The 25037-nt window shown below is 40.6% G+C and carries 21 protein-coding genes; 16 read left to right on the top strand and 5 right to left on the bottom strand.

The annotated features are described in order from the left end of the window. Positions 1-44 precede the first annotated feature (44 nt). Positions 45-1124 carry a hypothetical protein gene (locus EAX61_RS04045; protein ID WP_121916393.1) on the top strand — a complete coding sequence of 360 codons (1080 nt, stop codon included), beginning with the start codon at positions 45-47 and terminating at the stop codon, positions 1122-1124. 199 nt (positions 1125-1323) lie between these two features. Continuing rightward, positions 1324-3300, top strand: a complete 1977-nt coding sequence (dnaG, locus tag EAX61_RS04035) for a DNA primase (protein WP_121916392.1) — start codon at positions 1324-1326, stop codon at positions 3298-3300. On the opposite strand, the gene EAX61_RS04030 is transcribed toward dnaG, so the two are convergent. Further along, on the bottom strand, positions 3297-3935 hold the full coding sequence (locus EAX61_RS04030; protein ID WP_121916391.1) for a response regulator: 639 nt from the start codon (positions 3933-3935) through the stop codon (positions 3297-3299). The two genes, dnaG and EAX61_RS04030, sit on opposite strands and share 4 nt — an antisense overlap. 107 nt (positions 3936-4042) lie before the next feature. Next, positions 4043-4834 (bottom strand): NAD(+) synthase, encoded by a 792-nt coding sequence (nadE, locus tag EAX61_RS04025; RefSeq protein ID WP_121916390.1) that lies wholly within the window; start codon positions 4832-4834, stop codon positions 4043-4045. A gap of 132 nt (positions 4835-4966) precedes the next feature. Here nadE and gldB point away from each other — a divergent pair, with 132 nt between their 5' ends. Both gldB and gldC read left to right on the top strand, forming a co-directional pair. Beyond that, positions 4967-5929: a gliding motility lipoprotein GldB gene (gldB, locus tag EAX61_RS04020; protein ID WP_121916389.1), complete on the top strand. Its 963-nt coding sequence runs from the start codon at positions 4967-4969 to the stop codon at positions 5927-5929. Between the two features lie 4 nt (positions 5930-5933). Then, positions 5934-6272, top strand: coding sequence for a gliding motility protein GldC (gene gldC, locus EAX61_RS04015; RefSeq protein WP_121916388.1), 339 nt, complete (start codon positions 5934-5936; stop codon positions 6270-6272). A 40-nt stretch (positions 6273-6312) separates the two neighbouring features. Here the strand turns inward: gldC and EAX61_RS04010 are convergent, their stop codons facing one another. After that, positions 6313-7440: a LytR/AlgR family response regulator transcription factor gene (locus tag EAX61_RS04010; RefSeq protein ID WP_121916387.1), complete on the bottom strand. Its 1128-nt coding sequence runs from the start codon at positions 7438-7440 to the stop codon at positions 6313-6315. Between the two features lie 203 nt (positions 7441-7643). Here EAX61_RS04010 and EAX61_RS04005 point away from each other — a divergent pair, with 203 nt between their 5' ends. The 6 genes from EAX61_RS04005 to EAX61_RS03980 all read left to right on the top strand — a co-directional run bounded on the left by EAX61_RS04005 (position 7644) and on the right by EAX61_RS03980 (position 16832). Then, positions 7644-8069 carry an OB-fold protein gene (locus EAX61_RS04005; RefSeq protein WP_121916386.1) on the top strand — a complete coding sequence of 142 codons (426 nt, stop codon included), beginning with the start codon at positions 7644-7646 and terminating at the stop codon, positions 8067-8069. A 9-nt stretch (positions 8070-8078) separates the two neighbouring features. Then, positions 8079-8624 (top strand): YceI family protein, encoded by a 546-nt coding sequence (locus EAX61_RS04000; protein ID WP_121916385.1) that lies wholly within the window; start codon positions 8079-8081, stop codon positions 8622-8624. Continuing rightward, complete coding sequence (locus EAX61_RS03995; protein WP_147448334.1) at positions 8614-9495, top strand: DUF5777 family beta-barrel protein; 882 nt, start codon at positions 8614-8616, stop codon at positions 9493-9495. Before EAX61_RS04000 ends, EAX61_RS03995 begins: the two co-directional genes overlap by 11 nt. A gap of 635 nt (positions 9496-10130) precedes the next feature. Beyond that, entirely contained in the window at positions 10131-11132 is a 1002-nt protein-coding gene (locus tag EAX61_RS03990; protein WP_121916383.1) for a hypothetical protein, read from the top strand. A gap of 87 nt (positions 11133-11219) precedes the next feature. Beyond that, complete coding sequence (locus tag EAX61_RS03985; protein WP_161555185.1) at positions 11220-16361, top strand: CHRD domain-containing protein; 5142 nt, start codon at positions 11220-11222, stop codon at positions 16359-16361. Between the two features lie 99 nt (positions 16362-16460). Continuing rightward, positions 16461-16832 carry a GTPase gene (locus tag EAX61_RS03980; RefSeq protein WP_121916381.1) on the top strand — a complete coding sequence of 124 codons (372 nt, stop codon included), beginning with the start codon at positions 16461-16463 and terminating at the stop codon, positions 16830-16832. Here EAX61_RS03980 and yihA read toward each other — a convergent pair. Both yihA and EAX61_RS03970 read right to left on the bottom strand, forming a co-directional pair. Beyond that, complete coding sequence (gene yihA, locus EAX61_RS03975; protein ID WP_121916380.1) at positions 16829-17437, bottom strand: ribosome biogenesis GTP-binding protein YihA/YsxC; 609 nt, start codon at positions 17435-17437, stop codon at positions 16829-16831. The genes EAX61_RS03980 and yihA overlap by 4 nt on opposite strands. A gap of 72 nt (positions 17438-17509) precedes the next feature. After that, on the bottom strand, positions 17510-18274 hold the full coding sequence (locus tag EAX61_RS03970) for an alpha/beta fold hydrolase (protein ID WP_121916379.1): 765 nt from the start codon (positions 18272-18274) through the stop codon (positions 17510-17512). 337 nt (positions 18275-18611) lie between these two features. On the opposite strand from EAX61_RS03970, the gene mraZ reads away from it, so the two are divergent. Genes mraZ through mraY form a run of 6 tightly spaced genes read left to right on the top strand, consistent with a single transcriptional unit; the run spans position 18612 to position 25030 of the window. Next, the gene (gene mraZ / locus EAX61_RS03965) at positions 18612-19082 is read left to right on the top strand and encodes a division/cell wall cluster transcriptional repressor MraZ (RefSeq protein ID WP_121916594.1); all 471 of its coding nucleotides are present in this window, start codon (positions 18612-18614) and stop codon (positions 19080-19082) included. Continuing rightward, a complete protein-coding gene (rsmH, locus tag EAX61_RS03960; RefSeq protein ID WP_121916378.1) occupies positions 19069-19965 on the top strand; it encodes a 16S rRNA (cytosine(1402)-N(4))-methyltransferase RsmH in 897 nt (298 codons plus the stop codon). The genes mraZ and rsmH overlap by 14 nt, the downstream gene beginning before the upstream one ends. Before the next feature lie 52 nt (positions 19966-20017). Then, positions 20018-20338 carry an FtsL-like putative cell division protein gene (locus tag EAX61_RS03955; protein WP_121916377.1) on the top strand — a complete coding sequence of 107 codons (321 nt, stop codon included), beginning with the start codon at positions 20018-20020 and terminating at the stop codon, positions 20336-20338. A gap of 2 nt (positions 20339-20340) precedes the next feature. Then, a complete protein-coding gene (locus EAX61_RS03950; RefSeq protein WP_121916376.1) occupies positions 20341-22332 on the top strand; it encodes a penicillin-binding protein in 1992 nt (663 codons plus the stop codon). Further along, the gene (locus EAX61_RS03945) at positions 22329-23792 is read left to right on the top strand and encodes a UDP-N-acetylmuramoyl-L-alanyl-D-glutamate--2,6-diaminopimelate ligase (protein ID WP_121916375.1); all 1464 of its coding nucleotides are present in this window, start codon (positions 22329-22331) and stop codon (positions 23790-23792) included. The genes EAX61_RS03950 and EAX61_RS03945 overlap by 4 nt, the downstream gene beginning before the upstream one ends. Next, on the top strand, positions 23792-25030 hold the full coding sequence (gene mraY / locus EAX61_RS03940; protein ID WP_121916374.1) for a phospho-N-acetylmuramoyl-pentapeptide-transferase: 1239 nt from the start codon (positions 23792-23794) through the stop codon (positions 25028-25030). The genes EAX61_RS03945 and mraY overlap by 1 nt, the downstream gene beginning before the upstream one ends. The last annotated feature ends 7 nt before the right edge of the window (positions 25031-25037 follow it).

The raw sequence follows: 25037 nt of genomic DNA, 5'->3' as shown, positions 1-25037 counted from the left end.
TTCATCAATAAGCGTCATTAACAGGCGCACAAAAATCAAACACTATGAACACCATTATTAAAATTGCCCTAGTGGCGACAGTAGCTTTCTTTGCCCAAAATGGAATGGCGCAAGATGACGAGCAACAAGAAAAACAGTATCAGATAGAATACCTTAAGGATAAGCGAGAACGGGTCATCGAGAATGAAAAGGAAACATTAAAAAACCGAGTGGCTTACATCAATGCTCAACTTGCTAAGGACATCATAACCGCCTCCGAAGCCGAGGCCCTAAAAAAAGAGGCGGCCGAAAGTGCCGCGCTCAATATCGAAAATGAAACCTCTATAATTGATAATCAGATCGCTCTAGTGGGGCGCAACGGGAGAATCAGTAATGATTTTGGGACACAAGTCATGATAGGCTTGGGAGATGAAGACGGAGAGGGAAAAAGAGTTTATGGCGTCACCGTTAACGATGGAAAAGTAGGCAAAAGAGAAAGAAAATACTCCAGAACAGAAAATAATCCCATTGTAACCTTCGGAGTAAATACGGCGGTAGTAGATGGAGAAGGTCTGGGCGAAGACTTTAGCCTTTCTGGAGGATATATTGGTTTAGGATGGGATTGGACTACGGCGCTTTCTCGGGAAACTAACTTTTGGCGTGTGCGTTATGGAGTAGAATTGCAATTCAACAAGTTGCGATTAAAGGACAACCTAGCTTTTGCCGAAAATGGTGACGAAACCATAACAGTTGATTTCCCTGAAAAATTAGAGAACGCGGCAAAGTTTAGACAAACGAACTTGGTGTTGCCATTGCATTTTGAATTTGGTGGAAAAAAGAAACGTGTCTACGGTGAAGGAAGAGAAGCACATCATTATCACAATAGACCAGTTTTCGGCCTTGGAGGTTATGCAGGGATCAATCTCTCAAACGTTCAGAAATTAGAGTTTGATGTGGATGGAGATCAGGTCAAGCAAAAAACAAGAGGAGATTTTAATACAAACGACTTTGTTTATGGACTGAGTGCCTATATCGGCCTTCGGGGAACGGCGCTTTATGCAAAGTATGATTTAAGCCCAACCTTTAAAGACAATCCCATTGAGCAACATAACCTCTCATTAGGCTTGCGATTTTTCTTGAACTAAAAGACATTGTTTGTTTTAAGCTGTGATTCCGTTTTTGTGGAGGTGTTTTTTATGCTTTCGCGAAAGCGGAATTCGTATTTTGGTACGAACCAATACATATTAGTATGATATATTTGTAGTTGACTCACTTTTGTGTCAAATTGCCAAAATCCAAAATCCAAAAGCCAAAAGCCAAAAGCCAAAAGACTAAGCGTAAATCGTGATAAGCAAATCGACCATAGACAAAGTTTTTGAAACTGCTCGTGTAGAGGAGGTCATAGGTGATTTTGTAAATCTAAAAAAATCAGGGTCTAATTTTAAGGGGCTTTCTCCATTTTCAGACGAGCGCTCACCCAGTTTTATGGTGTCTCCTGTAAAACAGATCTGGAAAGATTTTTCAAGTGGAAAAGGAGGTACAGCGGTTTCATTTATAATGGAACACGAGCATTTTAGTTATCCGGAGGCTATAAAATATTTGGCCAAAAAATATAATATTGAAGTAGAGGAGACTGAGCAAACCGATGAGCAAAAGATTGCAGCGACGGAGCGTGAGAGTCTGTATGTCGTGAGCGAATATGCCAGAGATTACTTTCACGAGACAATGCTCAATACTGAGCAGGGAAAAGCCATCGGGCTTAGCTATTTTAAAGAACGGGGTTTTACAGATGAGACGATAAAGAAATTTCAATTGGGATACAATCCTGATCAATGGGATGCATTTACAAGTGAAGCATTGCGCAAGGGGTATAAACTTGACTTTTTAGAAAAAACGGGGCTCAGTATTGTAAAAGAGGAAAAGCAGTTTGACCGATTTAAGGGGCGGGTGATGTTCCCTATACATTCTATGAGTGGTCGCGTGCTTGGTTTTGGTGGACGTATCTTAGACAGCAGTAAAAAGGCAGCAAAATATCTGAACTCTCCAGAAAGCGATATTTACCACAAAAGTAAAGTGCTCTATGGGATTTACTATGCAAAGCAATCCATAGCCAAAGAGGATAACTGCTACCTCGTCGAAGGATATACAGATGTCATCCAGATGCACCAGTCTGGAATAGAGAACGTAGTTTCCTCTTCAGGAACGGCACTTACGTCAGACCAGATTAGACTTATTAATAGACTGACAAAAAATATTACCGTACTCTTTGACGGAGATGCGGCGGGACAAAGAGCGGCCATACGCGGTATAGATCTAATTCTGGAGCAGGGAATGAATGTAAAGGTATGTGCCTTTCCTGATGGAGAGGATCCAGATAGCTTTTCGCGAAAGCATACCCAAGAAGAGATACTCAATTTCTTTAATGAGAATGCAAAGGATTTTATCCAGTACAAAGCACAGCTTCTTGTAGAGCAGTCCAAAGGAGATCCTATAAAAAGGGCGGAGATTGTTCGGGATATGGTGGAGAGTATCTCAAAAATACCAGACACCATAAAGCGAGAGATTTACGTGCAAGAATGCTCACGCATTATGGATATTTCTGAGTCTGTATTGTACAACACGCTGGCCCAAATTTCAAATAAAAATCAAAAGGAAGCTTCAAAACAGCAGAAAAAAGACGCTCCTAAACCCTTTTCTATAATTCAAGATGAAACTGTTGCTCCCGCAGAAAAAGTAAACGTATTGTTCGAACTAGAGCGCAAACTCATAGAGGCGTTGCTACTTTACGGGCAGGAAGAAGAAGATTTTGAAGACTTGGTGTTAAAAGAAAATGAAGATGGTGGTCTAGAGTTAGAACCGGTTGTGCATAAGGCAAAAGTATTTGAGAAAATATACCTCGATTTACAAGAGGACGAAGTAGAGTTTACAAATGACCTCTTTAAATCTTTGTACGCAAAAATTGTTGAGAAGCTTAGTACTAATCCGGAATTTAAAGTAGATAGTTTTATAAACGAGCTATCTCCAGAAGAGTCCTCAGAGATATCCAGTATCATCTTTGGCGAGGAAAAATATACGTTACATAGATGGCAAGACCGCGATGTTTTTGTAAAAACTAAGGACAAGAGTATCGCGCAGTTTGTTTCTGAGACTATCTTGAGCTTGCGTGGTTATCTTATAAGTCAAAAAATTCAAGAACTCTCTGGTACCATTTCTAATGAGAATAACAACAGTGATATTTTAAGCGATATCAAGGATTATTTGAGTCTCAACACCTTGCTCAATGAGAAGTTGGGCAGAGTTTTTTCGGCTAAACTTAATTAGATACTCGCGCTTTGTAATAGCCGAGCGTGCTTGATAAGTTCTGCAACATTCTGGGCATCTAGTTTTTTAAGCAAACGCATCTTATAGGTGCTTACCGTCTTCTCATTAATATCCAGCTCAGAAGCTATTTCCTTGTTTCGTCTACCATTTGAAAGAAGATTTAGTACTTCTATCTCTCTGCTAGATAGGCGTTTGTATTTGTATGCAAGTCCTTGAGTAGTGCTTCCTTGGTCTACAAGACGACGGCTCAAGTCTTCATTAAGATATATACCTCCCCTTTGTATTTGATTTACAGCATCTAGTATTTTTTGTAGTGATGCCGTTTTCGAAACATATCCGGCAGCACCATATTTTATTGCACTTAGAGCATACATCTCTTCAGGGTGGCAACTTAAAATAAATATTTTGATGTGTGGGAACTCCCTTTTTATCGCTTTAATAGCTGTGATGCTATTGAGATTTGGGATATCAATTTCTAAAATTAGAATGTCTACTTCATTTTTTGTTAGAAAACCAAGCAAATCATTACCGTCACTTATATATCCTATGACGTCATATTTTTCTTCTGCACGGAGAATTGAGGTAACCCCCTTGCGCGTGATCGGATGATGATCAGCGATTAAAACTTTATCCATTTGGTTGGGTAATTTTACAGTTAAAATCGGGGGATTTTAAATATAAACGCAAAGTACAAAGAAATGCTTCTCACTACCCATAAATGAGTTGTTAATCGATAAAAGTGTTAATTCTTTAGATGAACGGGTATTTCACATACTGGAATTGGGTTCATTTTGTGTTGGTTTGCATTATTTAGTTTTTTGTAAAGTGCAAATACACGTTTCATTTCCCCTTCAAAGTCGGCTGCAGTTTTACCTAAATCATCTTGTGTCATTGCCCATTCCAGCTGGTCATAAGTTGCACCTATCTGGTCTTCGTCTGTACGGTCATCTCCCCAAAGCCCGTCTGTGGGTTTTGCCTTAAGAATACTAGCAGGAACATCAAGTGCCGCTGCGAGTTTAAACACTTCGGATTTCATAAGGTCTGCGATGGGACTTAGATCTACACCGCCGTCACCATATTTAGTGTAAAATCCTACGCCAAAATCTTCTACCTTATTTCCAGTTCCCGCCACAAGGTATTTGTGAAGCCCAGCAAAATAATACAGGGTACTCATACGTAATCTCGCTCTGGTATTTGCGAGACTGAGATTGAGTTGCTCGCTCTCTTCTACTGCAGGTAGCGCTACTTTTAAATCTTCAAAGGTTTGTGTGAGATTTACTTCAACATTTGTAACGTTTGCAAAGCGTTTTTTGAGTTGAGCAATGTGCTCACGGCCTCTTGCAACCTGGCGCTCGTCTTGATGTATAGGCATCTCAACGCATAAAAGGCGTAGACCAGTTTTTGCACACAGCGTTGAGGTGAGTGCGCTGTCTATTCCACCACTTATCCCAATTACAAAACCGTTCATTCCTGCTTTGGTGGCGTATTCTTTTAGCCAGTTTACTATATGGTCTATCACTTTTTCGGTCTGCATCTGGAAGAAATTTTAAAGTTTTAAAAAATGGTATTTTTGGAGTTGCTTTGGGAGTGCTACGCTTTCGCGAAAGCGGACTCCTCATAAGATTTATCCAAGTTTATCGTTTACAACCTTAAAGATACAAACTCTATGAAGAAAATGATGGTGATGCTACTCATTTTGGCAGCAATAATAAGCTGCTCAGATGATGCAAAAATACCGGATGCGGTGAGTGAAATCCCCGTAGAAGTTGAGGTGGTGAGATTTGACAAGACATTTGCAAAATCATCTATGGCTGAACTTCCAAAGTTAAAAAAAGAGTTTCCCTATCTATTTGCCAAGCAATATGACGACGCCTATTGGGCAAATAAATTTCAAGATACCTTACAGCAAGAACTCAATCGCGAAGTAGCAAAAGCTTTTCCAGATTTTGACGAAGAGAAAGTTGCCCTAGAGAATGTATTTAAGCACATAAAATATTATTACCCGAAGCAGCCAGACCCAAAGGTTATTACCATAATTTCTGAGGTAGATTATCGCAATAAAGTGGTGCTTGCAGATAGTTTGTTAATTGTCGCTCTAGACACATACTTAGGCGCTGACCATTATTTTTATGGTAATATCGCTAAGTTTCAATCGCGGTACTTTGAGCCTAATCAAATCGACATCGATGTGGCCTATGCTTTTGCAAGAGAGCATACAGCGCTTCCACAGGGGAATACCTTCCTGTCACAAATGATATATGAAGGAAAGCTCGTGTATTTTGCAAAGCAACTCTTGTCGCTCAAAACGGAATATGAAGTTTTGGGGTTTACCCAAGATGAATATGTTTTTTCTCAAGAAAATGAAAAGAATGTGTGGGAATATTTTGTGTCTAAGGAACTTTTATATGCCACAGACCGCAAGCTGGGAACGCGTTTTCTAGATCCTGCGCCGTTTTCTAAATTCTACCTTGCTTTTGATAATGAGACTCCTGGTCGCATAGGTCGCTATATAGGGTACGAAATCGTAAAATCCTATATGGAAAATAGCGATGTCCCGCTTAAAACGATGCTCGTTCAAGATGCAGCTACTATCTTTGCAAGCGCAAAATATAAACCTAAAAAGTCCTAGCAATATGGCAATTGTTCATAAATCTGATATTAAAATAACTGTTTCTCTAGATGAAAACCGCGTTCCAGAAAAGATGGAGTGGACCGCCCGTGATGGTGGTGCTGCAAATGAAGAGGCAAAGGCGATGCTACTGTCTTTATGGGATAGCGAGCAACAGGAGACTGTGAGCATAGACCTGTGGACTAAAGAAATGCCTGTAGACGAAATGCAAAAATTCTTTCACCAGACGCTTGTGGGGATGACTAGTACCTTTCGCAAGGCAACGGGAGATGATAAAATGGCCGACACGATGAAGGATTTTTGTGAGTACTTTGCAGAGCACCTTAACCTTACTAAGAAGTAAGATTACGCTTTCGCGAAAGCGTACACTAATTAGTGTCAGCTTAAAGATCCAGCCATTGTTTAAAAGAAGCGGCTTTGTTCTTACCGATTACAATCTCTACTTCTGACTCAGGATCTGTTTGAATTTTTAATGCACTATTGCCAAATTTTGTAATCGTCTCAATGGCGTGTATCGCTACAATTATTTGCCGATTTGCTCTAAAAAATAATTGTTCATCTAGACTAGAGAATATTTGATCTAGACTGTCATTTGTAGTTGAGCGTTTTCCATCTTTTCTGATGACATAAGTAATGGTGTTATCCACATATATGTAAGCGATGTCTTCTGTGGGTATAGAAACAAGCTCATTACGTACGTAGGTAAGTAAGCGTTGTTTGGATTTTTCGATATTTTGAACGGGTGTTTCCTGTGTTTGTTCTTCAGGAAGTTGTACCTGAGATTTTTTTAATTCCAGTAAATTTTTTTGGTATGCATCCAGCGAGCTATTGAGCTTAGATAAACTGAGCACACTGTCTTCTATCTTTATAGTTTTCTGGTCTAAAAGCTTTTCATAAAAACTGCTTAAATAGCGTATGATACTTAGAGTGAATAAAAGCGTGAGGAGACCTAGGATTAAAAAAGCAATATTAAATTGATTTCTTGTTCTATCTATTTTTTCCTGTATTTTCTTCTCGTTTATATGAGTAGCAACGATCAGGTCAGAATTGGGAATAGATTTAATGTAGATTATGTTTGAGCCTATATTTTGATTTCCCTCTAGGAGTTTTGATGTAATGATCTCATATAGTTCATCTGGGGTGATGAGAGATTCCATAGTAGCAACTTCATTAGAGGAGTCACTGGTACTAATTCCTATATTTGTTACGTCTGGATAGGATACCACTTTTCCTGACCAATCTATGACAGACAAAAACACATTTTCGTTATTTGTATTTGCAATTGCTTTTTGAATACTTTCGATTACAAATTGTTTATCCACATTTTTATTGAGCAACTCACCAGATAACAACGCCATTTGAGATGCTTCTTGTTTTCCGGCAGCAATGTCATTTTCTAAAGAAGACTTTATAGTGTGCCGCACAAAATATGGGGTCGAGAATAGTGAGATTACAAAAAAGAATAAGGCAAAACCTAAAGTAATGTAGCTGTAGATACGGTAATTTTTCATTGTCCTAATAAATATCAATGTAAAAGTAATTCATACTAAGGGGTATCCATTAATTTTTAAAATTTTCTATTCCGTTTTAAAGCCTGTATTTCCTTTTGAGCAATCTTACGCTCTCATTAGTAGTCGTTAGTGCTGGGTTTACAGTACTTTTGACTTAAGAAGGAAAAGCAAACGCCACCGCGCAGAGGCTAAACTTTTTTCAAATGAAAAATAAACATTACAAAAATCCAATGGCCCTAAGTGTCGCAATTTTGCTATTTGCGGGCTTTATATTGCTGGGTTCATATATTTTTAAAGATAAAACAGATATAAGGACTGTAAGAACACAGGCAAGTCTTACGACTCACGAACTATTTACACAGCTTCAGGCAAAAAATGATGTTGAATATAGTCCCTACATCGAGAAGGCTATAGAAGTAAAAGGGGTAATCAAGGAGATTACTGTGCGTGATGGAGTATACTCTATTATACTAGACGGAGATAATAGGGAGCGACATATTTTATGCGAGATGCAAAGAGATCAAAATAATGACATTGTAACTTTGGCTGTGGGAGAAGAAGTAGTCATTAAGGGAATTTTAAAAGGCCTTCTTCTAGACGCAATTTTACTTAACTGTATCCTCGTTTAATTATCATATATGGAAAGAATACTACTCTTTTTTCTTTTAATATCTTCAGTATGCTTCGGGCAAAATGGGGAGCAATATTTCGCCAGGCAGGGACAGATGACTTTTTTTTCCTACACCTCTGTAGAAAATATCAAAGCCCAGAACGATCAAGTCCAGAGTGTGGTGGACACAAATACTGGGGAAATCATTGTAAGTATTCTTATAAAGGCTTTTAAGTTTGAAAAGTCTCTTATGGAAGAGCATTTTAATGAGAGCTATATGGAGTCGGACCTGTTCCCCAAAGCCACTTTTCAGGGAAATATAATTGATTTTGATCCTTCCACCTTAGGTATTCAAACTCGCATTATTAAAGGTGATTTTACCCTACGTGGCGTAACAAAACCCGTAGACTTCAAGGTTAATATTAATAATCTAGGGGATACATTTTCTTTAGAAGGAGATATCGAGGTTTTAGTTAAAGATTACAATATTAAAATACCCGCCCTATTATCGCCTAACATCGCAAATGCTATTCAAGTAAAGTTTAACCTCGAATACAAGCCTTATGAGAAGTAAACTATTTTTAACATCCCTACTAGTATTAAGTTACTTGCAATCTGAAATGATGGGTCAAGATCTCTGGTCTATATTAGAGAGTGAACCTGTGGATACACCAGAATATGTGATGTCTACGTTTAAAGGCAATCGGCTTTCCATAGGGCATTCTATAGAAACAAGAAAAAAAGGTGCTCTCGAAGTTACATTTATGAGTCGCTACTGGAATACGGCAGAAGAGAGCAACAATAATTTTTTTGCAGATAGAATGTGCGCACGTTTTGGAGTAGATTACGCATTTTCTGACCGATTCACCGCTGGCGTAGGCTATGGTCCACCTAATGGAATTGCAGATGGATACGTAAAATATCGATTTTTGCAACAAGGAGCCGGGGGAGACGGCAGCCCCGTGGGAATCACAGGATTGCAAACAGCAACCTATCGTTCACGACAGCTTACAGGGGTAGAGGATCGGAGTGAGTTTTTTAATAGAACCGCATTTACCAGTCAATTGCTCATCGCAAGAAAAATAAATACAGATTTTTCTTTGCAAGTTGCACCTACCTTCGTGCACAGAAGCTCATCGAGCAACTCGCTGGATGATCACAATCATTTTGCTGTAGGCTTTGGTGGTCGATATAAATTAGGGAATCACGTCAGTCTCGTGTCTGAGTACTATTATGTGGCAAATCCGCTGGAGAGTATTGAGACCTTTGGTTCTTTTGCGCTAGGCGTAAACTGGGATGTGAGATATTTACTACTTCAATTTACAATGACTAACAATCCTATCTTTACAGAGGACACATTTATCACGCAAACTAGAAGAAACTTCAACTTTAAGGATGGGAACTTCTTTTTTGGATTTAACGCCACTTATTTCTTACAGCTATAGTTAGGTGTTCTTATTTACTTATATGATTCAAACCTTAGCATCTTGCTGAGGTTTTTTTGTGTCCAGTGGTTTTAATACTAATTGTATTGTGCTTTTGCAAAAGCTAAAGCTAAAGCTAAAGACGTTAGTTCGTAAAACACCATTCTCTATAGAAATTATAAAATCCTTTTCTCAATTAAAGCCGGTATCCTCTCCGAAAATGATCCTCGTTTAAGGTATTTGTCCACGAGAGAATTCCTCCTCATTACAAGTTTTATAAAAGAATATGCGCTCTTTCGGCTTAAAACGCTAGGATGATATTTATTGGCTCTAAAATAGATTTCCATTTTCCTCTCTAGAGCGTATTTATTCCACCTTGTCTATAGGTCTGGGTTTCCGCTTTCGCGAAAGCGTATACCTATTAATCCTACAATTCTCGCTTCAATCTAGCGCAAGGTCTAGACTAGGGCGATCTCAACCTGTTTTTACTGTACTTCAAAAGCGAAACGCTGTAATCCCTTACTATAAAAAGGATTAGAGGCTTTCCGTTTTAAGGCTTTGTTTTCCCGTTCACCCCATTTTAGTTGAAATTAGGTAAGTATCGGTGGTTTATTTGCACTCAACAAACAGTAATAACGCAATTAAAATTTATAAAAATGAAAAAGATTTTTTTACCACTTATAGCTATTGCAATGACAATGAGCTGTAGTACAGATGACACAGAAATTAATTCGGAAACAAACATTCCGGAAGAAGAAACAAATACAGAAACAGACACAGATGTTTCTGGAAATGGAACTGGCTTACTTCGTATTATAGAAGTAGATGCTATAAATGATCAAGTAACCCTAGCAAACCTAGGAGATGGTACTCTGGATACAGGAAGTTACTTTATGTGTTTAGGGCCTGGAACTTATGCAATGGTTTCTGGATTAGTAAATGGAGATACCGTACTTGAGCCTAGTGAATCTATCACATTTACCTATGATGTAAATGAGAGTGAAGACGGACTATCAGTTTTTGCATCTAACGATTTTGGGAGCTCTGACCCCTCTGTATTACTAGATTACGTGCAATGGGGAAGCGGTAACCAAGCAAGAGTAGGTCAGGCTGTTACAGCTGGAAGATGGGATGATGAGAACAATATTGCCCCTGGTGTAAATGTATTCACTTTTGAAGGAGAAGCATCTAACGTAGGTTCTTCCTTCTGGACAGGTGAGGAAGTTCAAAGTGATTCTGAAGGAGTGCTACGTATTCTTAATGTAAATGCAAACAATGACACTTTAACATTAACCAATCTAGGTGGGTCTACTGTTGAGGTCGGTAATTACTGGTTATGTCTAGGGCCTGGTACTTACGCTCGTATAGGGAATATTACTAGCGGTGACACAGAATTATCTACAAATGAGACGCTCACATTAAACTACGATATGGATCCTGTGGCTGATGGACTTAGTGTGTTTGCTACAAACACCTTTGGCTCATCAGATCCAGAAATACTTCTGGATTATGTCCAGTGGGGAGCGGCTAATCAGGCAAGATCTGGTCAAGCTGTAACTGCAGGGAGATGGGATAATGCTGGAAGTTTTGTGCCTCAATCTAACAACTATACATATACTGGAGATGCTCAGGACGTGGGAGCAAACTTCTGGGAATAAGAATAAAAGGACTCGTCCTGTCTTTGTGAAAAAGAGACGGGGTGGGTCCATAATAACTGTAAATAATAAATTTTAAAAAAGATGAAAATGAAAAGTAAAGTACTCAATTTTGGGTTACTGCTCTGTCTTCTACTCTGCTCGCTAGCGGTAGATGCTCAGGTAGTAATTAATGAAGTGCTCCCGGGAGGAACGGTAGAGCTCAAAAACAATGGAACAAACTCAGTTGATCTTACAAACTATTGGTTGTGCGAGAGGCCTATTTACAATCGTGTAGGTGATTTAAATATTGCATCAGGAAATGTAGCAAATTTACAACCTGGAGAAATCTTAGTAATAGACAATTTTAATATAATTGATGGAGTAGCAGATGAGGTGGCACTTTATAGCTCAGCGTCTTTCAGTAGCACCAATGCTATTGTAGATTTTGTACAATGGGGGGCACCCTCAAGTACAACAAGAGCAGGAGTTGCCGTAAGTGCTGGATTATGGAATGATGCTGCCTTAGTAGCACCAGCCATAACAGCAGGAAATTCCCTAGCTTTTAATGGTAGCACAAATGCGCTGAGCACTCCAGACGATTTTTCAGTAGGAACACCTACAATAGGAGCTGAAAATCAGGCTGTTGCTGAGGATGTCATTTTTACCGCACAATTAAGTGGAATTCAAGAAAACCCAGCAGCGCTCACAAATGCTAGCGGTTCGATTACTGCTACTTTAAGCGGCAATGAGCTTGTTATTACTGGTTCATTTCAAAATCTTTCAGGCGACTTTGATGCAAATATAGCAGGTGGCGCACACGTGCACAGAGCTATTGCTGGACGTAATGGAGGGATCGAGTTTCTTTTAAATACGACTGTTTCTCCAGATTTACGTTCTGGAACGTATGAAGCAGCAAATAATACATTTACACTTACAGATGATCAAGTAGCTGCAATAAACGCTAGAGAATTATATGTAAACATTCATACCACAGCTTTCCCAGGAGGTGAGTTAAGAGGACAGCTTCTTATCGATGCAGATACAGTTTACCAAACTACCTTATTAGGAAGTAATGAATTTCCTGCAGTAAACACTATTGCCGAAGGAAATATGCTTTTTGAGCTTGAAGGTGATCAGCTTACGGTTTCTGGCTCTTTTGATGGTTTGTCAAGTGAGATTCGTGTGGACCTAGCAAACGGGGCACATATACACGATAATTTTGCGGGACGCAATGGTCCAGTAATTTTCCCTCTTAATCCTACTTATGACGATGATAATCAAGGGGCGGTTTTTGAGGCAGCAAATAATGTATTTACTCTAAGTGCAGACCAACTTACGAAAATTGCAGATCAAGGTCTTTACATCAATATACATTCTGTAAACAACCCTGGAGGAGAACTGAGAGGACAGATTGTACCTTTATCTTCTTCAGTATTTGGAGCAAGACTTACAGGAGCGCAAGAAGTAATTGTGACTGACACTGCTGCAAATGGACGTATTTTCCTTTCTAACGATGGTCAAGGAAACATTTCTGTAAGTGGTTCATTTAATGATCTATCTGCAGACTTGAATACAGCACTTGCTGGAGGAATTCACGTACACCTAGCGGCCGCAGGTCGTAATGGAGGAATTGAATTTATTATTACTCCAGACGTAGCAACAGATAATAGAAATGCAGTAATACGTGCAAGTGAGAATACTTTTACGCTCACAAATGCTCAGGTAGATGCTCTTTTTGATAGAAATTTATACGTAAATGTACATAGTCTTGATTTCGCTCCAGGCGAAATAAGAGGACAGTTACAACCTCTTGTTCAAACATATCTAGGTACAGCACTTTCTGGTCAAAACGAAGTGCAACCTATCATAACAACTGGAAACGGAAATGTTCAACTAGAACTTTCTGGTCTTAACCTTGTAGTTACTGGTGCATTTAATAATCTAATAGGTGATTTTGATGCAAATATTGCAGGAGGGTCACATCTGCACCTAAGTGATGCAACAGGCAATGGAGGAATTCAAATCCTTATCAACGCTACTACAGATGCAGATCTTAAGGGAGGTGTATACACAGCAAACACTAATGCCTTTGAAATTACACAAGCACAGCGTGATTTCCTTCTTAATGATGAAATTTATCTCAACATTCACTCTACACAATTTGCAAGTGGAGAGTTAAGAGGGCAAATCCTTAACAGTGAAAATAATTTCCCTGTAAGCGGTTTTGCTATTACGAGCCCAGCAGATAACGCTGATATTTCAATAGGTACGGATGATGAAAATCCATACACAGTTACTTACGATGCAACTACAGATCCTAACGGAAATCTAGTAGTATATAGCTATCAACTAGCTGTTGATAGTGCTTTCGAGAACATCGTGGTTAATCAAAAAGTTGGAACAGCGCTACAATTTGACAATAACAATGCAGTAAGAGATGCGCTTATCGCCGAAGGTGTAGCGATGGACGACACAGTGACATATTATCAAAGAGTTCTAGCTTCTGATGGTAGTGTGAGTGCTTCATCTGTTGTTCAAACAGTGAACTTAACATTAGAATGCGCAGCATTATCTAGTGAGATCGTTTTTTCGACAGATAATCTTAATAATACGACAACAGTATCCGAAGATGGATTAAGCGCTGTTATTTGTGTGGATACAGTAGCAGATCCTATCGGAGTAACAATGGTAAATCCAGAAGATAGCATAGGAGCAAACGCTGGATGGATTATTACTGATCTTGCAACGAATGAAATTTTAGCATTACCGGCTGCAGGTCCATTTGATCTCAATGGGGCAGGAACAGGAACTTGTCAGATATGGTACATAAGATATGAAGACGGTCTTTTAGGAAAAGAAGTTGGAGGCAATCTTAGCGATTTAGAAGGTTGTTTTGATTTATCTAATCCGTTAGATGTTATCCGTGAAGAGGCAGATGGCGGAACAGTAGCGCTAGACGTTGCTGCCTCATCTACAGGGACAACAACAGTAAGCGCAGACGGTCTTGAGGCTGTGATCTGTGTGGACGGAAATGCAGACCCACTTGTGGTAACCCACGAGAATCCAAGCGCTGAGAACCTATCGTATAGATATGTCATCACAGATGCTGCAACAGGACTTATCCTTAACGTAGTAGCTAGCGACACGATCAGTCTTGACGGTGCCGGTGCTGGTACTTGCGAGATATGGGGATGGTCTTACAGAGGAGTGCCTAACAATGGTCTTGACCAGATCGGACAGCCATTATCATCACTGGATGATCTTGACTGTTCAGATATCTCTGACAATGCGATCACGGTAATCCGTGAGGTGGCAGATGGTGGAACAGTAGCACTTGATGTTGCTGCCTCATCTACAGGAACAACAACAGTAAGCGCAGACGGTCTTGAGGCTGTGATCTGTGTGGACGGAAATGCAGACCCACTTGTGGTAACACACGAGAACCCTGGAGCAGAGAACCTATCGTACAGATATGTGATCACAGATGCTGCAACAGGACTTATCCTTAACGTAGTAGCTAGCGACACGATCAGTCTTGATGGTGCCGGTGCTGGTACTTGCGAGATCTGGGGATGGTCTTATAGAGGTGTTCCTAACAATGGTCTTGACCAGATAGGTGAGCCTTTATCATCACTGGATGATCTTGACTGTTCAGATATCTCTGACAATGCGATCACGGTAATCCGTGAGGTTGCAGATGGTGGAACAGTAGCACTTGATGTTGCTGCCTCATCTACCGGAACGACAACAGTAAGCGCAGACGGTCTTGAGGCTGTGATCTGTGTGGACGGAAATGCAGACCCACTTGTGGTAACCCACGAGAACCCGGGGGCAGAGAACTTATCTTATAGATATGTGATCACGGATGCTGCGACAGGTCTTATCCTTAACGTAGTAGCTAGCGACACGATCAGTCTTGACGGTGCCGGTGCTGGTACTTGCGAGATCTGGGGATGGTCTTATAGAGGGGTGCCTAACAATGGTCTTGACCAGATAGGTGAGCCTTTGTCATCACTGGATGATCTTGACTGTTCAGATATTTCTGACAATGCGATCACGGTAATCCGTGAGGTGGCCGATGGTGGAACAGTAGCACTTGATGTTGCTGCAACAGATGCTCAAGGAGAGCCTACGACAGTAGTAAATGATGATGTTACAGTAACCATTCAGGTAGGTGACGGAATTCCTAACCCTATTGTTGTATCACACGAAAATCCAGGAGCAGAGAATCTTTCATACAGATATGTGATCACAGATGCTGCTACAGGATTGATCTTAAATGTTGTGAACTCAACAGTAATAGATTTAGATGGTGCTGGTGTAGGAGTATGTGAAATCTGGGGATGGTCTTATAGAGGAGTGCCTAACAATGGTCTTGACCAGATAGGCGAGCCATTATCATCACTGGATGATCTTGACTGTTCAGATATCTCTGACAATGCAGTTACAGTAAACAGAATAGTAGATGGAGAGCCACCTGTGGTGGACAATCCTCCGGTAGATATTTTTGTAGGTACAGGTTCTAATGCAGATGAGTGTGGAGCAAATGTTGTATACGATGACATCACAGGTACTGATAATTCTGGACAGCCAGTAACGGTTACTCTTATAGAAGGATTGCCTAGCGGAAGCTTGTTCCCAGTAGGAGCAACAGAGGTTGTTTATGAACTGGCAGATGTTAATGGTAACAGTATTACAGTATCGTTTACGGTGACAGTTACTGATACTACATTCCCTACAATCGAATGTATAGACGATCAGATTGAAGGTGGTGATGATAACGGAGAATTTATTGTACCAGATTACAGTACAATCATCGATTTTAACGATAACTGTTCTGATGAACTAGGGATCACTTTTACTCAAAATATAGAAGCGGGTACTGTGCTTACTCAAGGTTCAGAAACAGAAGTTGTGATTACTGTGACAGACGCGGCCGGAAATGCTACAGACTGTTCTTTCAATCTTATTGTGGACGAGAATCTTAGTGTGGGTGAAGAAACATTAGATAATAGTATCACAATGTACCCTAATCCAGCAACTAACTTCTTTGCGATTGACTTTGCAGGGTCAACCACTCAAGTTGATGTAACAATGTATGACATCTTAGGAAAACAAGTACTAGTGATTAAACAAGTGACTAATGCACAATCTATAGACATCAGTACGTTGACTACGGGTGTATATATGGTTGAAATTACAGACAATAATAATAACTCACGTATTGTGCGTCGTCTTATTAAAAGATAGTGTTTAGTGATTGAGTTGATTTAGTTGTGAAAAGGGCGTTCGTAATGGGCGTCCTTTTTTATGTAATGATGTCTCGATCTTACAGACTATCTTTACGTCATGAAGCTTATTTTTGTATACAACGCAAACTCTGGCAACCTCAATGCTTTGCTGGATGCAACTCATAAAATTTTGAGTCCTCAAACGTATGAGTGCGATTTGTGTAGTCTTACCTTTGGCGCATTCAGAGAAAAAGAGGAATGGGTACGCTTTCGCGAAAGCATAAAAAGCCCTCTCATATTCTTGCATAAAGATGAGTTCCTTAAAGCTTATAAATCAAAGTGGCTTCCCAAATACGATTTCCCCATCGTTCTAGCCGAAAGGAATGGCGAACTAGAAATAGCAATTGCTACAGAGCGTTTTAAGGAGATTCAAAACTTAGAGGCTTTAATTGACGAAGTAAATAATGTGCTAAAATTAGATTGGGACTAACCTAATTTTAAATTCCCATTAATATCCTCAATATAATTGAGAATCTCTTCCTGTCCCTCACCATTCGTTGCACTACTCACAAAGTAATTAGGAAATTCCCACCACACACCTTCAAGCATAATTTTTTTGTAATGCTCAATTTTACGCTCTAAGGATTTGGGTTTCTCCTTGTCTGCTTTGGTAAAAATGATGGAAAATGGAATCTCTTTTTCCCCTAAATACTCCATAAACTCCATATCGATTTTTTGGGGCTCGTGACGGCAGTCTACCAACACAAATGCAGAAATCATTTGTTCTCGCTGCTCGAAATAATCGGTAATAAAGCGCTGGAAGGTTTTCTTCTCCTTTTTGGAAACGCGAGCATAGCCATATCCAGGTAAATCTACAAGGTGCCAGTTCTCATTAATCAAAAAATGATTTATAAGCTGTGTTTTTCCTGGCCGTCCAGAAGTTTTAGCAAGTCCCTTACGATTGGTTAGCATATTAATGAGCGAGGATTTACCCACATTAGAGCGACCTATGAATGCATATTCTGGCAATCGCGTGCGCGGGCATTTCTTAACTTCAGAGTTACTGACAATAAACTGGGCAGATTTGATTTTCATACTGCAAAAGTAGGGAATTCACCTTTGAGTAATAGATTAGTGCTGAAAAGAAAAAAGTATCTTCTACAATCTCTAAAACCCACGCTTCTTTAACCACCCCAACAAAATCTCATTGAACTCGTGGGGCTTCTCCATCATCGCTGCGTGTCCACATTCATCTATCCAGAAAAGGTCAGAGTCGGGAAGGAGTTTGTTAAAATCCTCGGCAACTTCTGGTGGTGTTACACCGTCTTGCTTTCCCCAAATGATGCAGGTAGGCGTGTGCATTTCAGGAAGATCCTGCGCCATGTTGTGGCGAATTGCACTTTTTGCGATAGCAAGTGTTTTGAGTAATTTGTTTCGGTCATTTACGGTGTCGTATACCTCGTCCACAATCTCTTTGGTGGCAATTTTTGGATCGTAAAATACACCTTCAGCTTTTTTCTTGATGTATTCGTAGTCACCGCGCTTAGGGTAGCTTTCTCCCATCGCACTTTCATAAAGACCAGAACTACCAGTAATAACAAGACCTTTAATACGGTCTGGAGCCATCTTGGTATGATACAGTCCTACGTGTCCGCCCATCGAGTTTCCTAAGAGAATAACCTCTTTGTAGCCTTTCATCTTAATAAACTCATTAAGAAATTTTGCAAACGATTTAACCCCTGTTTTAATAAGTGGCATCGTATATACGGGAAGCTCAGGGATTACAACTTTATAACCATTTTCCGAAAAGAAAGTAGTAACCGCATCAAAGTTGCTCAATCCACCCATAAGCCCGTGCAGGATAATGATTGGGGTGCCTTCGCCCTCTTCGAGATACGTAAATTTTCCTTCCGTAATTAGTTTGTGTTCCATAAAGTTGGTTAGCCGTCGGTTAAAGCAAATATAGGTATTTCGGTTTTCATTGGTCGTTTTTTTTATAAATGCTTAACGTCAGGACAGGGCTATGTTCTTAATGCCTTATTTAGAATTGTTTATGGTAATAAGAATGGTTTTTAGTACGCTTTCGCGAAAGCGTAACCACTCATAATCTAACTTTTACCTCCACATTTTTGAAATGACAAAAAAGCCATCGCATTGTTAACAAGTGGTGGAAGGTGGTGCAACTTATCAACAAAGTGGTAGAAAGTGGTAAAAAGTGGTAATATTTGCGTTATATTTGAGTTTAAACAGTGTAACCAAACCAATTCGAGTGCTCAATTTAATAGGAACTTATGAATGCAAAATAGACGCTAAGGGCAGACTCATGTTGCCTCAAGCGTTTAAAAAGCAACTGGCACCCATACTTCAGGATGGCTTTGTGCTTAAGCGTGCTGTGTTCCAAAAATGTCTAGAGCTTTACCCGATTGCAGAGTGGAATACACTGAGTGCAAAAGTGAATATGCTCAACCGCTTTAATAAAAAGAATGACGAATTCATTCGCCGTTTTAATGCCGGTGTAAAGCCCGTTGAGGTGGATAGTACGGGAAGGATTCTGGTCTCTAAGGATTTGGGGGCTTTTGCAAGTCTCGACAAGTCTATTGTAGTGAACGCTGCATTTAACATTCTGGAGATTTGGGATAAGGATTTATACGAAAAAGCCATAGATGAAGCGACGGTCGACTTTGCAGACCTCGCCGAAGAAGTAATGGGAGATAGCGATATACCAGATGGATTATCATAACCCCGTACTGTTGCACGAGACCGTAGACGGTCTGGCGATAAAACCAGATGGTGTTTATGTGGATGTGACCTTTGGCGGAGGTGGACATTCCAAAGAAATATTAAATAGACTGGGTGATAACGGAAAGCTTTACGCCTTTGACCAAGACCCAGACGCTCTGCAAAACATACTGGACGACGATAGGTTTACGTTGATTCCCGAAAATTTCAGATTTATAAAACGCTTTCTGCGTTTTCACGGATTGAAAAAAGTGGATGGAATCCTAGGGGATTTTGGGGTGAGTTCGCATCAGTTTGATGTGGCCGAACGCGGATTTTCTACACGCTTTGAGAGTGATCTTGACATGCGTATGAATCAGAAGGACAAACTTTCTGCTTACAATGTGATAAATGATTATGGTGAGGAGGAGTTGCGACAGGTTTTCTGGCAATATGGAGAATTGCGTAATGCGCCTAAGTTAGCGTCAACAATCGTACAAGAACGCAGTATTGCAAAAATTAAAACAAGCGAGCAACTCAAAAAAGTGCTCGCGCCATTTTTACCCAAGCATAGAGAGCACAAAATCCTAGCGCAGATTTATCAGGCAATCCGCATCGAGGTAAATCAAGAGATTGAGGTGTTAAAAGAGTTTCTGCTGCAGACAGAGCAATTGCTTGAAACGGGAGGGAGGATAAGCCTCATAAGCTATCACTCTTTAGAGGACCGCTTAGTAAAAAGGTACATCCGCAACGGAATGTTCGAAGGGGAGCCAGAAAGAGATATGTTCGGAAACTTTGAGGTGCCCTTTAAAAAAGTAGGAAAGCTCGTCGTGCCAAGTAATGCAGAAATTAAAATAAACAACAGAGCAAGAAGCGCAAAGTTGCGCATAGCTGAAAAAATATAAGGGCTCAGAATTAAATTGCCTCTCCTTGAGGAGAGGTTAGGTGAGGTGAAAAATGAAAAAGAACATCAACAACATACTCAAAGGAAAATTTCTTGTAGACGAGGATGCTTTTAAAAACTGGCGTATGATCATTTTCCTTTCTGTTCTCGCACTGGTTATGATTGCAAGTTCACACAGGGCCGATGAGAAAGTGCACGAGATAACAAGGCTAAAAGAGCACGTGGAGGAGTTGAGAAGTGAGGCGGTAGATGCGAGACTGGCGCTTTGGAAACTGAAAACAAATAGTAGTGTGGCAAAAGCACTCGAGGCACGAGGTGTAAAACCATCTAACGTGCCACCGAAAAAAATAAAAGTAAAAAGCAGTAAAGAATAATCGTGGCAACCACCGAAAAGAACATATTGAACCGTTTGTATTTTGTGTCTGGATGTATGTTCATCTTTGCACTTGCCGTCACGATTAAATTGGTAAACATCCAAGTTTTTCAAGGTGACAAATATCGCGAGATGGCGGTCACGAGTACTGAAAAGATGGTCACCATTCCAGCTACTCGCGGGAATCTCTATGCAGAGGACGGTAGTTTACTTGCTACATCACAAATTAAATATGACATCCGCTGGGATGCGATGTCTCCTTCTAAAGAACATTTTAGCGAGAATATTGTGGGACTTTCAAAAGGACTATCGGAAGTATTGGGTAAACCTGCCTCTTACTACGAAAACCGATTACGAAAAGCCCGCTCTACAAAAAACAGATATCTCTTTATTGCTAGAAAGCTGGGCTACGGTGATTATATGAAGATCCGTGCGCTTCCTCTTTTTAATAAAGGAAAATACAAAGGCGGTATCATTATCGAGCAACACACGGAGCGTGAGCACCCACTTGAAAAAATGGCAGAGCGTACCGTGGGTTATGAGCGCAAGGACGATAGTGGCTATTTCACACGAGTTGGACTTGAGGGAGCCTATGGACATTACTTAAGAGGTAAAGAAGGGCGTCGCCTCAAGCAAAAAATATCTAAAGGTGAGTGGAAACCCCTTGGTGTGGGCAACGTGGTGGAGCCTAGAGATGGCTACGATGTCATTTCTACCATCGATGTGAATATTCAAGATGTGGCTCATAACGCCCTACTCCAAAGTCTCGAGAAATTTGAGGCAGACCACGGTAGCGTGGTTGTTATGGAGACAGAGACAGGTGAGATCAAAGCCATTTCAAATTTAGGTCGCACACCAGAAGGCAAGTATTATGAGCGCCTCAACTACGCAGTAGGTGAGTCGCACGAGCCAGGTTCGACTTTTAAGTTGATGTCTATGGTCGCTGCCCTCGAGGACAAGGTGATTGATTCCAGCACCGTGTTCGATACTGAAAACGGACGCGTAAAATTTTATGATCGCACCGTGCTCGATTCTAAATGGGGCGGTTACGGAAAGATAAGTGCTGCAAAGGCTTTTGAGCTGAGTAGTAATACCGCTTTCGCGAAAATGATAAACGAAAACTACAAAGACAACCCAAAGCGATTTGTAAAACGATTGTTTAATATGGGCCTCAACGATCAATTAGGCATTGAAATCATAGGCGAAGGAAAGCCAAAATTTCCGTATCCCGGTGATGACGATTGGTACGGGACGACCTTGCCGTGGATGGCCTTTGGGTATGGAGTGCAACTTACCCCGCTACAGACACTCACCTTTTATAATGCCATTGCAAATGATGGAGAGATGGTAAAGCCACGCTTTATCAAAGAAGTAAAAGAGTGGGATCAAACGGTAGAGACGTTTGAAAAGGAAGTAATCAATCCACGAATTGCATCTCAGGAAACGATAGATGTTGTAAAGGAAATGATGAAAAAAACCGTGGAGCGCGGTACTGCTAAAAATATATACAGCCCCGAGTTTTCGATGGCCGGGAAAACAGGAACCTGCCAGATAGAGTATTGGATAGAGCCAGGGAGGTATATCTCTTCTTTTGCGGGATACTTTCCAGCAGATAATCCGAGGTACTCTTGTATCGTGGTCGTGCACAAACCTAAGAAGTCTATTGGATACTACGGAAATATCGTTGCAGCTCCAGTTTTCAAAGAAATAGCTCAAAAAATCTATTCAGACACGCCGGTAATTGATGAGGTAGTGTTGCCTAGAGCAAATCCTTCGGCGATTGAGGGGGATTTTGAGAAGTACTACACAAATGTGAATAAGGGACACAAGACTATTCCTAATGTTAAAGGAATGTCTGGAATGGATGCCGTGGCGCTTTTAGAGAATCTAGGTCTCAAAGTAAAATTTCGCGGAAGCGGAAAAGTGAAAAATCAGTCCATTAAACCGGGTATAAAACTAGAAAAGAATCAAACCATAAGCCTCGAACTGTCGTGATATTGCTTAAAGACATATTGTATAAGGTAACGCTGGAGGCCGTAGTCGGAAATACTGCCGTGGCAATAACTGACGTGCATTTTGACTCGCGTAAAGTGGGGCTTAATGATGTGTTTGTGGCGATACGTGGCACTCAAAGTGACGGGCACGATTACATTCTTAAGGCGGTCGAGCAAGGTGCAATTGCCATCGTGTGCGAGGAGTTGCCTGAGCAAATTGTAAATGGTGTCACTTACGTGAAAGTAGCCGACAGCTCAAGTGCGCTGGCGACTATCGCAGCCAATTTTTACGGAAACCCTTCGGAGAATTTAAAGCTGATAGGAATTACGGGTACTAACGGAAAAACGACGATTGCCAGTTTGCTATATCAACTTTTTAATAAAGCGGGATACAAAACAGGTTTACTCTCGACCGTAAAAATTCTAGTGGACAAAACAGAATACAAAGCGACGCATACCACTCCAGATGGCCTAACCATAAATAAATATCTCGCTGAGATGTCTGAGGCTGGTGTTGAGTACTGTTTTATGGAAGTAAGCAGTCACGGCATACATCAAAAGCGTTCGGAAGGATTGCGATTTGAAGGCGGGATTTTTACAAATCTTTCACACGACCATCTGGATTACCACGACACCTTTGCGGAGTATCGCGACGTAAAGAAAAAATTCTTTGATGAGTTGCCTAAGGACGCTTTTGCGCTCGTAAACATAGATGATAAAAACGGCTTGGTGATGTTACAAAACACTAAAGCTAGAAAACTTACTTACGCATTAAAGTCCTATGCAGACTACCGCGCGCAGATTCTGGAAAATCAACTTTCCGGGCTCTTGCTTAAGATTCAGGATCAGGAAGTCTGGGTGAAGCTCATTGGGACTTTTAATGCATACAACCTGCTCGCAATTTATGCAACTGCAGAAATTTTAGGACTTACACAAATTGAAGCATTACAGCTTTTAAGTGAACTGGAAAGTGTGTCTGGTCGCTTCCAATATCTGATTTCTGAGGGTAATATCACGGCAATTGTAGATTATGCACATACGCCAGATGCCCTTAAAAATGTACTTGAGACCATAAATGACATCCGAACAAAAAACGAGGAACTCATAACGGTAGTGGGTGCTGGAGGCGACCGCGACACCACAAAACGTCCTAAGATGGGTCATATCGCTAGCGCATTGAGCACTAAAGCAATCATCACAAGTGACAATCCAAGATCAGAAAATCCAGAAACCATTATCGCCGAAATCGAAAAAGGTGTAGAGCCCATCAATGTAAAAAAGGTGCTCAGTATTACAGATAGAAAGCAAGCCATTAAAACCGCTTGCCAACTTGCAAATGCTGGTGATATCATTCTCATTGCTGGAAAAGGACACGAGACCTATCAAGAGATAAAAGGGGAGCGCTTTGATTTTGACGATTATAAAATAGTAAAAGAAACCCTCAAACAACTGAATAAGTAATGCTGTATCACCTTTTTAAATTTCTAGATGAGGCTTACAACTTGCCGGGTGCGGGATTGTTTCAGTTCAGTACGTTTAGAGCGGCACTTGCCGTATTGTTATCGCTTGGTATATCAACAATTTACGGGGAACGCATTATAAAGTTCTTGCGCCGTAAACAAATGGGTGAGCAAATACGTGACCTGGGCCTAGAGGGTCAAGCCGAAAAAGCTGGGACGCCTACAATGGGAGGTCTTATCATCATTGCGGCGACGCTTATTCCTGTGATTCTTTTTGCAAATCTTGATAACATTTACATTGTCTTGCTCATCATTACCACGGTCTGGATGGGAATTATCGGTTTTTTAGATGATTACAAGAAGAAGATGGAAAAGAACAAGGAAGGTCTTGCTGGTAAATATAAAGTCATCGGACAAGTGGGCCTTGGGATTATCGTCGGAGCTACAATGTTCTTTCATAGTGATATTACCGTCCGTCAGGAAATTAAAAATGAAGTGGGAACAGAGAAGCTTGAAATCACGGAGACAAAGCGTGACCAGAAGTTTACAGAGGAAGTAAAGAGCCTCAAAACCACCATTCCTTTTGTGAAGAACAATGAGCTTGATTATGAAACTATTGTAACGGCTATTAATGAAGACTGGAAAGACTACGCTTGGGTCATCTTTATCCCTATTGTGATTTTCATTATCACGGCTGTCTCAAACGGGGCAAACCTAACGGATGGTATCGACGGACTCGCTGCGGGGACGAGTGCAATTGTAGTTCTAACGCTTGGGATTTTCGCCTTCGTGTCCGGTAACATTGTTTTTAGTGATTACCTCAATGTGATGTATATCCCGGGAACTGGTGAGATGCTCATCTTCATTGCAGCCTTTGTGGGAGCACTCATTGGGTTTTTGTGGTACAATGCCTATCCTGCTCAGGTATTTATGGGAGATACGGGCAGTCTTACCATAGGTGGGATTATCGCGGTACTCGCCATTGCTACTCGTAAAGAATGGCTCATCCCGATTCTTTGTGGGATTTTCTTGATGGAAAACCTTTCGGTCGTAATGCAGGTGGGATATTTCAAGTATACAAAGAAAAAATTTGGAGAAGGGCGTCGCATCTTTTTGATGTCGCCGTTACATCATCATTATCAGAAAAAGGGAATACACGAGAGTAAGATAGTCACACGGTTTTGGATTGTTGGGATTTTACTCGCAGTACTGTCGATTATAACGCTCAAGATTCGTTAGAGTACGC

It is taken from the genome of Dokdonia sinensis, assembly GCF_003688895.1.
Classification (GTDB): domain Bacteria; phylum Bacteroidota; class Bacteroidia; order Flavobacteriales; family Flavobacteriaceae; genus Dokdonia; species Dokdonia sinensis.
This window is presented reverse-complemented; position numbering and strand designations above follow the sequence as displayed.

Coding starts and splice junctions, on each gene's coding strand:
- EAX61_RS03955 (WP_121916377.1), top strand. CDS start 20,018: ATGAAAAAGAACATCAACAACATACTCAAAGGAAAATTTCTTGTAGAC.
- EAX61_RS04030 (WP_121916391.1), bottom strand. CDS start 3,935: ATGGATAAAGTTTTAATCGCTGATCATCATCCGATCACGCGCAAGGGG.
- gldB (WP_121916389.1), top strand. CDS start 4,967: ATGAAGAAAATGATGGTGATGCTACTCATTTTGGCAGCAATAATAAGC.
- rsmH (WP_121916378.1), top strand. CDS start 19,069: ATGGATTATCATAACCCCGTACTGTTGCACGAGACCGTAGACGGTCTG.
- EAX61_RS04010 (WP_121916387.1), bottom strand. CDS start 7,440: ATGAAAAATTACCGTATCTACAGCTACATTACTTTAGGTTTTGCCTTA.
- EAX61_RS03985 (WP_161555185.1), top strand. CDS start 11,220: ATGAAAAGTAAAGTACTCAATTTTGGGTTACTGCTCTGTCTTCTACTC.
- EAX61_RS03980 (WP_121916381.1), top strand. CDS start 16,461: ATGAAGCTTATTTTTGTATACAACGCAAACTCTGGCAACCTCAATGCT.
- EAX61_RS04045 (WP_121916393.1), top strand. CDS start 45: ATGAACACCATTATTAAAATTGCCCTAGTGGCGACAGTAGCTTTCTTT.
- EAX61_RS03990 (WP_121916383.1), top strand. CDS start 10,131: ATGAAAAAGATTTTTTTACCACTTATAGCTATTGCAATGACAATGAGC.
- yihA (WP_121916380.1), bottom strand. CDS start 17,437: ATGAAAATCAAATCTGCCCAGTTTATTGTCAGTAACTCTGAAGTTAAG.
- EAX61_RS03970 (WP_121916379.1), bottom strand. CDS start 18,274: ATGGAACACAAACTAATTACGGAAGGAAAATTTACGTATCTCGAAGAG.
- EAX61_RS04005 (WP_121916386.1), top strand. CDS start 7,644: ATGAAAAATAAACATTACAAAAATCCAATGGCCCTAAGTGTCGCAATT.
- EAX61_RS04000 (WP_121916385.1), top strand. CDS start 8,079: ATGGAAAGAATACTACTCTTTTTTCTTTTAATATCTTCAGTATGCTTC.
- EAX61_RS03995 (WP_147448334.1), top strand. CDS start 8,614: ATGAGAAGTAAACTATTTTTAACATCCCTACTAGTATTAAGTTACTTG.
- nadE (WP_121916390.1), bottom strand. CDS start 4,834: ATGCAGACCGAAAAAGTGATAGACCATATAGTAAACTGGCTAAAAGAA.
- gldC (WP_121916388.1), top strand. CDS start 5,934: ATGGCAATTGTTCATAAATCTGATATTAAAATAACTGTTTCTCTAGAT.
- mraY (WP_121916374.1), top strand. CDS start 23,792: ATGCTGTATCACCTTTTTAAATTTCTAGATGAGGCTTACAACTTGCCG.